Annotated in this window: 19 protein-coding genes; 10 read left to right on the plus strand and 9 right to left on the minus strand. The window is 36.7% G+C overall.

The window, feature by feature from the left end; genetic code table 11:
- On the minus strand, positions 1–1,209 hold a 1,209-nt coding region (locus tag F6K15_RS35685; protein ID WP_293070523.1), incomplete at its 3' end, for a UvrD-helicase domain-containing protein.
- A gap of 132 nt (positions 1,210–1,341) precedes the next feature.
- Positions 1,342–1,602: a hypothetical protein gene (locus F6K15_RS35690; RefSeq protein WP_293070525.1), complete on the minus strand. Its 261-nt coding sequence runs from the start codon at positions 1,600–1,602 to the stop codon at positions 1,342–1,344.
- A 232-nt stretch (positions 1,603–1,834) separates the two neighbouring features.
- Between F6K15_RS35690 and F6K15_RS35695 the strand changes: the two genes are divergently transcribed.
- The 9 genes from F6K15_RS35695 to F6K15_RS35735 all read left to right on the plus strand — a co-directional run bounded on the left by F6K15_RS35695 (position 1,835) and on the right by F6K15_RS35735 (position 9,220).
- Entirely contained in the window at positions 1,835–3,652 is a 1,818-nt protein-coding gene (locus F6K15_RS35695; protein ID WP_293070527.1) for a hypothetical protein, read from the plus strand.
- Positions 3,653–3,705: 53 nt separating this feature from the next.
- Positions 3,706–4,503 (plus strand): hypothetical protein, encoded by a 798-nt coding sequence (locus tag F6K15_RS35700; protein WP_293070529.1) that lies wholly within the window; start codon positions 3,706–3,708, stop codon positions 4,501–4,503.
- A 68-nt stretch (positions 4,504–4,571) separates the two neighbouring features.
- Complete coding sequence (locus tag F6K15_RS35705) at positions 4,572–5,207, plus strand: hypothetical protein (RefSeq protein WP_293070531.1); 636 nt, start codon at positions 4,572–4,574, stop codon at positions 5,205–5,207.
- 68 nt (positions 5,208–5,275) lie between these two features.
- Positions 5,276–5,536, plus strand: coding sequence for a hypothetical protein (locus tag F6K15_RS35710; protein ID WP_293070532.1), 261 nt, complete (start codon positions 5,276–5,278; stop codon positions 5,534–5,536).
- Positions 5,537–5,628: 92 nt separating this feature from the next.
- Positions 5,629–6,693, plus strand: a complete 1,065-nt coding sequence (locus F6K15_RS35715) for an RNA-guided endonuclease TnpB family protein (RefSeq protein ID WP_293070534.1) — start codon at positions 5,629–5,631, stop codon at positions 6,691–6,693.
- Positions 6,694–7,103: 410 nt separating this feature from the next.
- A complete protein-coding gene (locus tag F6K15_RS35720) occupies positions 7,104–7,448 on the plus strand; it encodes a nucleotidyltransferase family protein (protein ID WP_293070536.1) in 345 nt (114 codons plus the stop codon).
- Positions 7,435–7,788, plus strand: a complete 354-nt coding sequence (locus tag F6K15_RS35725; RefSeq protein ID WP_293070538.1) for a DUF86 domain-containing protein — start codon at positions 7,435–7,437, stop codon at positions 7,786–7,788. The genes F6K15_RS35720 and F6K15_RS35725 overlap by 14 nt, the downstream gene beginning before the upstream one ends.
- A gap of 32 nt (positions 7,789–7,820) precedes the next feature.
- Entirely contained in the window at positions 7,821–8,117 is a 297-nt protein-coding gene (locus tag F6K15_RS35730) for a hypothetical protein (RefSeq protein WP_293070540.1), read from the plus strand.
- The gene (locus F6K15_RS35735) at positions 8,111–9,220 is read left to right on the plus strand and encodes an ATP-binding protein (RefSeq protein ID WP_293070542.1); all 1,110 of its coding nucleotides are present in this window, start codon (positions 8,111–8,113) and stop codon (positions 9,218–9,220) included. Before F6K15_RS35730 ends, F6K15_RS35735 begins: the two co-directional genes overlap by 7 nt.
- On the opposite strand, the gene F6K15_RS35740 is transcribed toward F6K15_RS35735, so the two are convergent.
- Complete coding sequence (locus F6K15_RS35740) at positions 9,203–9,754, minus strand: hypothetical protein (RefSeq protein WP_293070543.1); 552 nt, start codon at positions 9,752–9,754, stop codon at positions 9,203–9,205. The genes F6K15_RS35735 and F6K15_RS35740 overlap by 18 nt on opposite strands.
- 68 nt (positions 9,755–9,822) lie before the next feature.
- Positions 9,823–10,122 (minus strand): hypothetical protein, encoded by a 300-nt coding sequence (locus F6K15_RS35745; RefSeq protein ID WP_293070545.1) that lies wholly within the window; start codon positions 10,120–10,122, stop codon positions 9,823–9,825.
- 63 nt (positions 10,123–10,185) lie between these two features.
- Between F6K15_RS35745 and F6K15_RS35750 the strand changes: the two genes are divergently transcribed.
- Positions 10,186–10,347: a hypothetical protein gene (locus F6K15_RS35750; protein WP_293070547.1), complete on the plus strand. Its 162-nt coding sequence runs from the start codon at positions 10,186–10,188 to the stop codon at positions 10,345–10,347.
- A gap of 66 nt (positions 10,348–10,413) precedes the next feature.
- Here the strand turns inward: F6K15_RS35750 and F6K15_RS35755 are convergent, their stop codons facing one another.
- From F6K15_RS35755 to F6K15_RS35775, 5 genes are all read right to left on the minus strand, one after another.
- Entirely contained in the window at positions 10,414–10,608 is a 195-nt protein-coding gene (locus tag F6K15_RS35755; RefSeq protein ID WP_293070549.1) for a hypothetical protein, read from the minus strand.
- A 166-nt stretch (positions 10,609–10,774) separates the two neighbouring features.
- Positions 10,775–11,068 (minus strand): hypothetical protein, encoded by a 294-nt coding sequence (locus F6K15_RS35760; protein WP_293070551.1) that lies wholly within the window; start codon positions 11,066–11,068, stop codon positions 10,775–10,777.
- On the minus strand, positions 11,065–11,322 hold the full coding sequence (locus tag F6K15_RS35765) for a hypothetical protein (RefSeq protein WP_293070553.1): 258 nt from the start codon (positions 11,320–11,322) through the stop codon (positions 11,065–11,067). The genes F6K15_RS35760 and F6K15_RS35765 overlap by 4 nt, the downstream gene beginning before the upstream one ends.
- 292 nt (positions 11,323–11,614) lie before the next feature.
- A complete protein-coding gene (locus F6K15_RS35770; RefSeq protein ID WP_293070555.1) occupies positions 11,615–12,331 on the minus strand; it encodes a hypothetical protein in 717 nt (238 codons plus the stop codon).
- Positions 12,332–12,550: 219 nt separating this feature from the next.
- Positions 12,551–12,743: hypothetical protein (locus tag F6K15_RS35775; RefSeq protein ID WP_293070557.1), on the minus strand; the 193-nt coding region annotated here is incomplete at its 5' end.

Consider the following 12,743-nt stretch of genomic DNA (forward strand, 5'->3'; position numbering starts at 1 on the left):
AAAATCAATATGTAATTCCTTAATTCCTTCGTCCAAACCCGCTTCTAATACATCGCAAACAGCTTCAGTTATTTCCGATAGCCTATTCTTGCAGATTTTTATACCATATTTAGAGGAAATTTCCCATACATTATCTTCGGTTATCTCATCTAGAAAATAACAATGCAACCTCATTTTATCAATTAAATCTAAAAAATCAGTTTGAGTTTCGACGGCTATTTCTTTATATTGATTTTTAGTTTGTAATTGACCTCTAATTTCTTCTCCCCATTGATTGTAGGAGTTTAAATACTTTTTTTGTTGAGCAATTTGTTGATATTTTCCATTATTTAATCTAAATTGTTTGTGAGACTTGCCTAAAGCATCTCTTAGTATTTCATAGCCTAAACTATTTAAAGTTTGTACTGACTTTTCCCATTTTATTTCACTTAATTTATTAGCTAAATCTTGTTTATTTTTACGACCAAACACAACAAATCGACATTCTAATGGGGATAGCTTTTCGGACTTCAAAACCTTAGCTATTTCAGCTAACATAGTACTTTTTCCCGTCCCTGCAAGTGCTTCAATTAATAATCCTTTCTTCTTAGCTTGTGTGAGGCGAACGCGTACAGATTTTATAATATTATATTGCTCTTTAGTTAAGAAGTTACCGTCTGAAGTTTTATAGTCGGAAAACTCAACTGCTGTATCTAGCTTTTGTGGGGTTACATTGGACGTAGATTCAAACTCTGAAATGCCTGCCGTATCTCGTTTTTCTGAGGTTATAGATTCTAGTACCGACTCCTGGAATTGAAATAGAGGCAAATCTGCTATAATCTCCTGTATGTCTGGTTTTTGGGGTGTGGCTTTTAATACAGGTTCTATTTCTGTTTCAATAAGATCGATATCTTCCCAATAGCTGATAAAATCATCAGGAGAAAATTTTCCAAATATTTTGTCTAATAATTTGATTAACGAATCGTTTAAAAGTGCCTTAGATAAGTTCTCCGGTAAATTATTATGTTTTTCTTGCTGCTCTAGAGGTACATTATACAGCAAGAATTTTTCCACACTCTCCCATTTACTGAGGATAAAATCAGGCTCTAATTTCTTCGATAAATCATTAATTTTCTCCCCTAAATTTTCTTCAATTCTTATCGTTTTTGTAGGAGCTTTTGCTGGCCTTCCTGCTCCGGTTCTAGCCCCTCCTCTACTATGAAATGTCATGACTTTAGAATGTTGTGACGATTATCTAATATCAGTATATCATATATCATAGACAAGTTTTTCGATAGCATCTGCTATCGAAAAACAGAGATGCAAAAAAAACGAGTATAATGTTCTCGATACTGAGACTTGTTAACCACTAGCAGAACTGCCCGCCCCACCACCTACTGGATCTGTTTGTTTTTGCTTAAGAGCGATCGCATCACATAAAGCATTTCTCACAAATTCTAATCTTTCTTCTCTAGGCATTTGGTCTAATATGTCCATCGCTGATATAGGTATTCTTACTGACACAGGTTTTTTGGACAAGGGTTCATCAAATTTTTGCCCAAAGCCATTAACAGTCTTGCTTCTAGGCTGTTTTTGCCACATATTATCTACTCTATCCTTCACATCTTTAGTCCTGTTTTAGCTTGTGTCTACACTCAAATAATATCACAAAAAATATTCTTGCAAAGGGTTGACAAATGAGTGTAGACACACATATAATAATAAATGTAGAGGTTTAGAGCTTCTACAAGTGGACAATAAAAAAGGACACCGCCCCCAACCCTGAGAAAGTTAAGGCAATGTCCTTTAAATGTCCTTCATAGTCCCTAAACAAAGAACCGGGAAGGCAAACATTATGTTACTAAAATCCCAAACAATTATCAACCAGGAAGAGTTGGTGTGCATTTTAGAAGCTCAACTCAAGAAAGCAAAATCCCGACTGACTGAGCTAACAAAAGCTGATACTAAGATTAAGTCAGTTGTTGCAGAACTAGAATCATTACTGTCTGAGCATCCAGATTACAAACTGCTGGTAAGCGATCGCCTCAAGCTCGGAGAGAGTGAAACAGACCAAACAGGGCCAGTACGAATTGAAATTGAACAAGAGCTTGACCAACTTGACACGATAACAGAAAAGCTAGACAGTGCTTCTAATTTTCAACTGGTATTTTACCGTTATCCAACTACAAACACTGTGGGAGTTGGAATTTATGGCAAAAAACCTTTAGGCAAATATGGCATTTCAGATTCAAACAAATTTTGGATGGATAAAGATTTATCTGCTTACTTTGTTGAAGAGTATGGTATCAATATTGATGATATCAAGCGTGATTTTAATTCTGAAACTACTCCTCAAGATGTGGTAGAAGCTTATGATTCCCTATTTGGTGAAGCTCCTCCACAAAATACGCCACATACCAAAAAGATTGAGAAAATTGAATCGCCATACTCATCTGGGGCAGAAATAGCTCAATTAATTGAGGCACAGAACCGACACGATCAAAGAAATCAACCTACGGAACAAGAAATTTCCGCATGGGATTCTGGACATGAGCAGGTACAATATGTAGTATCGCCGATTCAATCCGACGACGAAGAAGAAAAAATTGCTCTGGTTGAAAAAGTATTGTCAGAACTGGATACTTTTGAATTTTCAAAGACCCGAGGCATTCCCAAGATAGCTATGTACATAGAAATTCAAGGCAAATCTTTGGGGATGATTTTTACCGACAAAGGTAATCTGTTAAGCACTGTCGAGCTTGAAGAAAACTTGATTAGGACTTACGCATTAGATTTGCCTTTACTCCTAAAGGATGTGGACGAAGGTAAATCTATCACTCTTGAAAATTATTGCTTATCTAAAAAATCAGAAGTAGGCGAAATTCAACAGCCAAGCAAGCCTACAGCTAAGGCTACTGTCGAGCAAGTAGAGATGGTTAAAAAACCTGACCCCACGCTCTCGCAACTGAAGCAACAATTGTTGAGCAAAAAGAACAAATCAGAATTAGAGGGATTTAAAGCATCCATAGGTGCAGATAAGGCACTTGAGATTTGGGAAAGCTGCACCTATGCCGAGCGGAATCTCATAAAGTGCATCAACGTCGTCGCGGATTCTAACCGAGCTGCCTTACCCTTTGACTTAGTTGGTTGGCACAATGCTATAGGGAAGCAAGAAATAGCCCGGTATGTAGGTTTTTACTTGTATGGCAAGCAAGTAGCAGAAAACGAGCGGGTTATCTACTTAGTAAAGCATGACACATTCAAGATAGTAGATAGGCGAACGCTCAAAGGAGTAGATGCAAAGTCTCAAAAACCTTGCCCTCCTGAACTTGTGATTAAGTTAGAAACTGCATTAGAAGCACAACCAGAACTAGAGCAACCTACCGCTGATGAAATAGCTAGTAATACCTTCACAGGACTACAACCCGCCCCAAAGCAGAATGGTTCCGAAAGTGGAAAACTGCCAGAAGAGCCACCATCAAAACTAAGCGTAGAAGCAGGCGACATCATTGAAGTACATACCAAAGATAGCATCGCATATGGCAAAACTGTTGAGGTGAACTTCGTCAAAGAAGATGGAACAGTACACGTTGACTGGGATGGTAAAAATGTATATATTCCAGCAAGCGGATACACAATATTTTCCAAAGGACTGAACCTAAAAAAAATATAAAGTCATCCGAGGCGTGTAATGATTCCGCCTCCTCCCTAGACGGGGCGGATACCTTGGATGACTACATTCCAGATAATTTTGACTTTAGCTTTTTGTACGATGACGACGATCCAAGCTGGTTAGACAAAATCAAAGTTGAGATTGAACAATTAGAAGGGTTTCGAGTCGAACATAACGAATTGATTCTAAAGGTTTGGCATTATGGAACTGAGGTAGGGGCTTGTCATCATCTCGGTAGCTATCTAAACATCACACCCACACTGATAAACGAACTGGCAAAGTATGATTTAGAACTAGAAAGGTTTATGTGTGATGAGGATATTTACTACCAGCTCATCACTCCCAAGTCAATCAAGCATCCCAAAATCAGACAACACCTACATCTTAGTATCCAGTGGGACGGCTGGTATTGTCCTAATAGTGGATACATTAACGGACATTATTTCTGCCATCATCATAATGATTTGCACGGAAACTATATCCAATTGGTTCATAATTGCCAGATTTATCTATCTTTCTCTGATTTTACTCCAGACCACATAAAACCGTATTTTGATAAGATTTGGCAGGAGCTCTTGGAGACTGAGTATATACGTCATCCCAAGGAAATCAGGATAGGTTCAAAGGTAGCAAATTATTTACCGGATGGCTATAAAGCATATCGAGTAGATGGTGATGATAGTCAATGCAAAGTCGCGCGGAGTAAGGAAAAGTATTGCTACATAAAGCGTTTGCGTGACAATGAATATTACACCAGCTTTTCTACCAATTGGGCGCTACAGCCTTCTATCAAATCCAGCAGCTTAAGGGAAGCAGTAGGCGCTGCTTTAAGAATGATAGCAGAAATGTAAGCAAAAACGCCCCTATCCATTGCAGATAGGGAAGAACAAACAGAAAGAATGAAGGAAATTATATAACAATGACAACAACATTAAATGTATTTGGTACCAAGCCACAAAATGCAATTTTAGTCGCAGACGACATTCCCAACCTTCGCTGTAACTGTCAAGAAGGTCAGTGGAAGCTCGGAGATGAAGCTCTAGGTAATAAATTAGAATGTAGCATCCTTAAATTCTCCAAGTGGTTTGGCACTCTTGGCCAAACAAAAGATACACTTTGGGGACAGATATTTATGATTGCTGAGAACTCCGGGACTAGCCCTGATATATTCCGAGAGTGCCTTATGGTTACATACCAAAAAACGCGATCGCTGAGTAGTTTTTTAAATTTGGTTACTAAATTACAATGTCAGGGGATCGAAGCTGCCGAAGGAGTATTCCTCGCCTCTTTTATTAAGCACTCCGGGCAGAAACCCGATGATACCGGAGTTATCAAACCTATCCATTATTACTCGATAGAGTGGACCTGGCGAAAACGGACAAAGGAAGACAATTCCATAGAACAGCTTTGTGCAACATTGAACGATTCTGGCAAATTTGTCGATCCTCAAAGTACTGGCAAGATGCAGTGCTTGGATGGCCTGTCTGCCCCTGATATCCAGCACATTATCAGCGTCCGACAGCCAGATAAATTATTAGCCGGGACTGACTTCTAGTTTTGTTCGGGGGTTTCACAAACCCCCTTAAACTTTCCTTGTTTTCTTAATAATTACTAGAAAATAAAATGGTTGAAGCTATTGGCAGAATTAGTAATATTTCCTCATTTCAGGACTGGTGTGAAAGCAAGCACCATCTAATGCGTCGGGGTAGGTATAGACTAGATTTTAAGAGGATATTTTTAACTTTAGGTTGGAGCGTGACCCTGGATAAACCTCCTCTCTATCTACCCGCGCACAAAGATAAGCGAATGAACAGACTGGCAAGTAAATATTGTCCCAACTGGAAAATATCCTTGCTTTGTTATTACGAGGAAGGTGGGGGCTAACAACAGAAACCAAATAATTAGACAAACTTTGACATAATTAGATAATTCTGGTAATGTAATCAAATGCCTTTCTAACTTATTAACTGTTGAAAATGAAATCTTTTAAAACCAAGTTAAAAGTTAATAATCAGCAAAAAACAATTCTTGCTAAACACGCTGGTGTTGCTAGGCATGCTTATAATTGGGGGTTAGCAACTTCTATTGCTGAGTACAAAACCACAAAAAAACGCCCTAGTGCAATTACTTTGCATAAACGTTTAGTAGCCGAAGTTAAATCAATTAATCCTTGGTATTATGAGGTATCTAAATGCGCCCCTCAACAAGCTTTAAGAGATTTAGAAAGGGCATTTAAAAACTTTTTAACTATTCGGGGACGTGGTTTTCCTAAGTTTAAGAAAAAAGGTAGAAAAGACAGCTTTTACTTAGAAGGAAGTATTAAGATTTTCCAAGGAAACTACATACAATTACCCAGAATAGGAGTAGTAAAAACTTACGAAATCTTGCCTAATTGCAAAGTAAAAAATGTCAGAATATCCAAAAGAGCAGATAATTGGTACATCAGTTTTAAATATGATATTGAACCCGTACCAACAGAAAAAGTTGAAGAAACTATTGGTGTAGACATAGGCATAAATACATTAGCAACCTGTTCTGATGGCAGTAAATTTGCTAATGCAAAAGCCTACAGACAAGCAAAAAAACAATTAGTTCGTCATCAACGAGCAGTCAGCAAAAAAGTTATTGGCTCCAAAAACAGAATTAAAGCAGTAAAAAAATTAGCAAAACTTCACAAAAAAGTAGCCGATATCAGAGCAGATACACTACATAAACTCACAACATGGTTAGCTAAAAACCACAGCACCATAGTAATAGAAGATTTGAATGTCAGTGGAATGCTCAAGAATCACAAACTAGCAAGTGCCATAGCAGACTGTGGGTTTTATGAATTCAAACGTCAGCTTACATATAAGTGTGAGTGGTATGGAAGTAAGTTAGTGATAGCAGATAGATTTTATCCAAGTTCTCAACTATGTTCTCATTGTGGGTATCAACAGAAAATGCCGTTAAATGTGAGAACTTATGAATGTGCTAACTGTGGATTTCAAGCTGACAGAGACTTTAACGCTGCTGTCAATTTGGCCAACTATGTGTATTAGTAGCTTGAGTTCCAAGCGAATTTAAGCCTGTGGAGAGAATAAGTTACAGACTGCGGTCGGTGGTTCTCGCGGAAGCAGGAAGCTAGACTCCAAAACTCAAAATTTCATTTGGGTAAGTTTGGGTAAGTTCAGTAGAACGGATTAAACCACATCGGGATGCCACGGGGTACGGGAAAATCGGATATTCCTTGAGTACCACCGATTTTATGTTCAAGCATGATGGTACACCGTATTCTTGCAAAGCTGGTACTATCTATCAGTTTGAAACCAAAAAAACACATGAAATACCGCCACTCCCGCAATCCAGGTATACTTTGATTTGGTGGGAGCCAGATTGGCAATATTGGGAAAAATATTGGAATCAGGTGCAACAACTTACATTACCTTTATGAGAAAGGAATTACAATATAATGCTTACAGAAAAACAAAAGATTGATTTAACAGTTATTCTCACTAAACGTCTGAAAATTTCCTCCTCGGAAATTGCTGAGTTTTGCCAACGCTGGAATATTGTTGAATTGGCTTTATTTGGCTCTGTATTGCGAGATGATTTTCACTCTGATAGTGATATTGATATTTTGGTAGTTTACGATACTTCAAGTCAGTTAACATTGTCAAAGTTATTAGATATGCAAGAGGAATTAGAAGTAAAGTTTGGACGTGCAGTTGATTTGGTGGAAAAGGCTATGATTAAAAATCCCTATCGGTTAGCTAATATTTTAAAGACTCACCAAGTAATTTATGCAAAACAATGATAGAGACATCCCTTCAGTTTGGGATATGGTACAAGCAATTCGTAGAATTCAAGAGTTTACTACTGGTTTAACTTACAATGAATATCTACAGAGCGTTTTAATACAAAGTGCAGTAGAGCGTCAATTTGAAATTTTGGGTGAAGCGGCACGTCGAATATCTTTAGAATTTCAACAGTTACACTCTCAAATAAACTGGCGTAGTTTGATTGGTTTAAGAAACATTATCGCTCATCGTTACGACCAGGTGAGACCAGAAATTTTGTGGGGAGTTATTACATCAAATATTCCCAGTTTGTTAGAGCAGTTAGAGGTTTTACTCCCTCCTTTAACTGATGAATGAAGTGGTCACAGGTTTTAGCATAGGACACAATAATGGAACAGATAAAACGAAAAGCTAAAGAATTTTTAACAAACTATACTAGCGGAGCAGCAGGAGGTGAACTGGAAGTAATAGAAATATTAGACATATTTGAGCCTGAGTATATATCTTTTGAGGAGGTATGGAGTATAGAGGTAGATTGTAAAGTTTGGCGAAAATATGAAAATAGGGAAGCCGATCCTGAAGAACCACCAGATACAGAATCAGTATCAGTAGAGAGATTCACTCTTGATTTTGATGATGAATCAATAACAATATACGACATAGAGTGGATGTACGACTCATGGTAATACGCAGTCCGTATTTGCTTGGCGATCCAGTAGAGAATAACTTGGTTGGTCGAGAAGATATCTTGGCCTATCTTAAGGAACTTTGGGCGATCGCTCCTCATCCAAAATCCGTTGTACTTTATGGTTCCCGTCGCATAGGAAAAACATCAATCCTACGGAATATTGCCAACTGTTCCAGTTCAGATATTCAAGTTGTTTATGCTAACCTCCAAAGTTTAGCAGCTATTTCTGAAGGAATGGGTGAAATATTTTTAGCAATTAGTGATGAAATTTCAGATGCTATTAACCTTCCCACACCCGACACAGACGAACTCCTGAAACTTCCTCAACGAACCTTTAAACTCTACTTAAAACAGGCAATTCAAAATTTAGAAAACAAAGGCTTAATCATTGCCCTTGATGAATTTGAAGAAATTGAAAACCTAATTAACACCCAACAACTCCCCCCTAACTTCATGGCAGTATTGCGGGGTTTCGTGCAGATGAGTCCGAAAATTGCCTTTGCCTTCGCCGGGTTGCACACTCTTGAAGAAATGACAGAAGATTACTTTCAGCCATTTTTTGCCAGCGTAATTCCCATCCGCGTCGGTTTTTTGAATAGAGCAACAACCCATCAACTCCTTGCTAACCCAAATCCAGACTTCCTGCTCACCTACGAACCAGAAGCAATGGATCGCATCTACGACCTAACATTCGGACAACCCTACTTAGTACAACTACTGGGATTTTTACTTGTCCGTCACTACAACGACCAAATGTTTGAGCAGGGAAGACCACGAGAGTCAGTTTTTACTGTTGCAGATGTGGAAGCTATTATTCGTCCAAATGAACTATTCCAGAATGGGCGTTATTATTTCACAGGAGTTTGGGGTCAAGCGGCTCAAGATGCACCGGGACAGCAAGATATTCTTAGAGGTTTAGCTGACTATCCAGAAGGTTGTAGTCGTGCCACTATCCAGGAAATTACAGGTTTAGAAGAAAGTAAATTAAATGATGCTCTTGAAACTCTTGCTCGCCACGATGTCATTATCGAAACTGGCAGAAACTTGCGATTTGCAGTGGAACTTTTTCGGCGTTGGACATTGTTAACTAATGGAACTTGATATACTTCTAAACCATTCCAAATAGCGTTTTTCTATTTCATTCTTCCTGTTAAAATTAACTTCTTTATCTACTGCTGTAATTGAGAATAGTTCATCTAAATCTTTTTTGTGTTCTTCATACCACAAATCGCATAAATGTTCTTCTAAGTATGCTCTCTCTAGATATTCAAAACTTTTAGGATTTCCTACGAGAGTATTTACGTTTATTCTTGATAACTTCCAATCAATTTGTTTGCGGATTTTATTAATCACAACTTCATCACTATCATCAAGCTTAATTACTACTTTACTTTGTACAACAGGCAACTCTTTAAAAAAAATAGGTTTGGAGTGAAATCTAAGTCTTTGAATCAAACTTTTGCTAATATTGTTTGTAACTAAAATATACCAAAAATCTCTATTAAAATGTATACTTCTTTCAAGTTCACAACTTTTATATATCCAGGCAATATCATTAAAAATAACTTTTGATTTCATTAATTCGACTTCAAAAAATCTATTAAAATAGTCGAATTTTTTACTTAAATCTTTCATGATTTTCACCGAAATATTTACTGTCTTATTATCTCAAAATAGTAACAGTCTAGTTTAAACGTGTTGTATTAATGAGAGTTGATTAATACAAAAACTAAAAATATTGCTGTAGCGATTGAGTATATCCCTATAAAAATCATATTTTTAAATAAAATATTTAGCGCTACCTTAAGCTGTTCTTGTCTATCTAAATTACTATCTATTTGATAGTAATGAATTAGAAAATTACTTTTTATCTTAATTTTCCAGCCTATCAAATATTTTGCTATACCTAAAATACTATCTAAAATATTATCAGGTATAATATACTGTAATAAAGTCGCTATAAGGAACACAATGGCTACAGAATAAGTAGCTATTGTATCCATGGTTATAATAGGCATTATCAACACAGTTTTAAAAAAGTTTTTCATGATACAAACTCTCCATATTTGCTCGTATTAATTCACATAATACCCGTTTATTATCAACATCTGGCCATTGAAGCACTAGACCTTGGTCTAATTACTGAAGGGCGTTTTGCTGATTTTCTGAATGTTGATCGCCTAGAAGCACGTCGCATTGCTAACAGTTTTAAGTCCCATAAAATTTAACAGGACTACCATCAGCAATGGTAGGCGATCGCTATAACTTTTCAGGCAGCGCCTTCGGTGAGTGAACTAGACATCTTCCAATACCTCCGCTGCGATAGTTTGTGCTTTCTGCATTTGCTCTGGAGTAAGAGTGCCGTCGTCGGATAGTCCTGGTTCATTACTGTTGCTGAGAATGCGCCATCCTGCATCTGCTTTTGCTTTGGGATGTTCAGAGTCACGCATCCTCTGTGCTTGTTTGCGGACGTAATTTAGGTCTGACATTACTTGTTTTCCCGATCAGGGTCTTGTGGTAGTTGGTGTATGTTCTACACTTGGGATTGGTGTTCTTGGCATCTTCTTTCTAATTTCGTGAGACCTGCTAAGGTCTCATATCTTGATACAGATGTTAAGAGACCTCTTCATCTGCTTCAAAAGTTTTATAGGTAACTTAGTTTAATGTACGTTCTGGATGGTGTTCCCAAAGCTTTTCCTCAAAATCATCCAAATTTTGTCTTGGATACATATAAGCTTCTTCATCAACAACTATGGTTGCTTTTTCTTCTTTTTCATTTAGTATGATATCGATAGTTTTTGATGGATTGATTGTCTTAGTTAGTATGACTCCATAATCAGTCCATTCTGCTACTTTATAATCCCCTAAAACTTTTTGAATTCTTTTCGCCCAGATTTGAATCATTGTTTGAATCATTGTTTCTCCTAATATATCCACTCTTTCGGTCAATTCATGTCAGGTCTGATTAGTTTTTCTTCTTTTTTACCTCCTTTTTTTAAGCAGTAGTAAACAACATTTTCTTCTGGTACTACTGATTCTTTATTTTCAGCAATTAATTTAGCTCCATCCTCAAACTCAAAAGTTCTTACTGTGGCTTTGATATGCAATGATGTTAGATCATATTCCCGCTCATCTACTTTTTTTGCTTTGTCAGCAGAATGGATATATCTGTCGGCGTTATTATTGTTTTCAATTCCAAACATTATCTGCTTTATCCTTGCCTGGCGTAATTGTTGTTTTTTTCTTCAACCAACCATTTCTTAACTATTTATAAAACCGAGGTGAATTTTTATTACCTAAAACCGGATGTTCTGAGTCTTTCCTGTAATTAAAAGGATGATGAGTTTGCGTAGCTTCACCCCTACATAAACAACATCGAAAATTTGTTTATTCACGACATTTCCAAGATATTTCTGCCCAATTATCAGGATACCTGATACTCCAATCTACATCTTGAATATCATTCTTACTTCTATCCATAATTCATAATTTTAGTTAAATAATATAATTCTCCAGAATCAAATCCCCGGTTGAGGTTCTAGTTAAAACTGGAAATATTTTACCTCTATCATCAAAATCTTCTAATTCTTTAAATAACAAAGTATGACTTTTAAATAACTTATTTATAGCCGATTCAATATTATCTTTCCCCATCCACAAAGACAAATAAAATTTATCTAGGTCAGACAAACTTAAACCATAACGTTCTAATAGAAAAGATTGTCCTGAAATTATCATAGTATTATGTCTTAATGTTCCTTTCTTTAATGTTTCTATAATAGGCTCAACAGCATTATCTGAAGGCAAGGGGTTAAGCTTGTCACGCTTTTGTTGATACAGTTCTTTGATGGGTCGTTTTTCTGGAAAAGACTCTACTAAAAAATCCGCACCATTAAGAATCCATAAAATAGGCTCATTTGGTTTTTCGCTGCTTTTTCTAACATTATACAGGGGTTTAAACTCAATCAAGCCTTGAGTAGATTCAAGCATATCTAATAAACCTCCAAAAGCACAATTTCCTCCTGAATTTAAACTTAAATCAAAATATTGAGGGGAAAATTTTTCCCTTTTTACTTTCCAATTTTCTGAAGGATAAAAAGGGTCTATGATGCGGACTGAAATATCAACTGATTCCAATAAATGATTAATCAGCGTGGTTTTTCCAGTTCCTACCCCCCCCAGAAATAAAAATATTTTTTTGTGAATAATCATTAGGATTATTAATTTTTGTTGCCCAAGTTTTTATTGATTGTTGGATGTTCATAAAAACGCCTCCTATTTATTTTTTTATTGTACCTTAATTCCGAAGAAATACTACCTGCTATATCACTTAAATGCTCTCTAGCTTTTCTCCACCTCCTGGCATCATCAGCTAATTTTTCTGAGTATTAAATCCACAGATTCAAGGTAGAATTTGGACTCTGATAAATCCTACCTCAAGAGATACAAAAATAAGCCGATTAAACGAGCATACAAATGAAAAGCTCTTTGAAATAAATTAGGATATTTACTACCTTTTTTTTCTTGCTCACTTACTCCTATTGGATAGATAGAACCAGCCAACCAACTATGCACAATGGCATGAGCAGATTTTGACAAAACTACACAATCAATATTCCACTTT

Source organism: Okeania sp. SIO2B3, assembly GCF_010672525.1.
In the GTDB taxonomy this organism is placed as follows: Bacteria; Cyanobacteriota; Cyanobacteriia; order Cyanobacteriales; family Microcoleaceae; genus Okeania.

What these genes read in the sequence shown, in the direction of transcription:
- F6K15_RS35695 (WP_293070527.1), top strand. Translation starts at nt 1,835, where the DNA reads ATGTTACTAAAATCCCAAACAATTATCAACCAGGAAGAGTTGGTGTGC.
- F6K15_RS35705 (WP_293070531.1), top strand. Translation starts at nt 4,572, where the DNA reads ATGACAACAACATTAAATGTATTTGGTACCAAGCCACAAAATGCAATT.
- F6K15_RS35710 (WP_293070532.1), top strand. Translation starts at nt 5,276, where the DNA reads ATGGTTGAAGCTATTGGCAGAATTAGTAATATTTCCTCATTTCAGGAC.
- F6K15_RS35715 (WP_293070534.1), top strand. Translation starts at nt 5,629, where the DNA reads ATGAAATCTTTTAAAACCAAGTTAAAAGTTAATAATCAGCAAAAAACA.
- F6K15_RS35720 (WP_293070536.1), top strand. Translation starts at nt 7,104, where the DNA reads ATGCTTACAGAAAAACAAAAGATTGATTTAACAGTTATTCTCACTAAA.
- F6K15_RS35725 (WP_293070538.1), top strand. Translation starts at nt 7,435, where the DNA reads ATGCAAAACAATGATAGAGACATCCCTTCAGTTTGGGATATGGTACAA.
- F6K15_RS35730 (WP_293070540.1), top strand. Translation starts at nt 7,821, where the DNA reads ATGGAACAGATAAAACGAAAAGCTAAAGAATTTTTAACAAACTATACT.
- F6K15_RS35735 (WP_293070542.1), top strand. Translation starts at nt 8,111, where the DNA reads ATGGTAATACGCAGTCCGTATTTGCTTGGCGATCCAGTAGAGAATAAC.
- F6K15_RS35740 (WP_293070543.1), bottom strand. Translation starts at nt 9,754, where the DNA reads ATGAAAGATTTAAGTAAAAAATTCGACTATTTTAATAGATTTTTTGAA.
- F6K15_RS35745 (WP_293070545.1), bottom strand. Translation starts at nt 10,122, where the DNA reads ATGGATACAATAGCTACTTATTCTGTAGCCATTGTGTTCCTTATAGCG.
- F6K15_RS35755 (WP_293070549.1), bottom strand. Translation starts at nt 10,608, where the DNA reads ATGTCAGACCTAAATTACGTCCGCAAACAAGCACAGAGGATGCGTGAC.
- F6K15_RS35765 (WP_293070553.1), bottom strand. Translation starts at nt 11,322, where the DNA reads ATGTTTGGAATTGAAAACAATAATAACGCCGACAGATATATCCATTCT.
- F6K15_RS35770 (WP_293070555.1), bottom strand. Translation starts at nt 12,331, where the DNA reads ATGATTATTCACAAAAAAATATTTTTATTTCTGGGGGGGGTAGGAACT.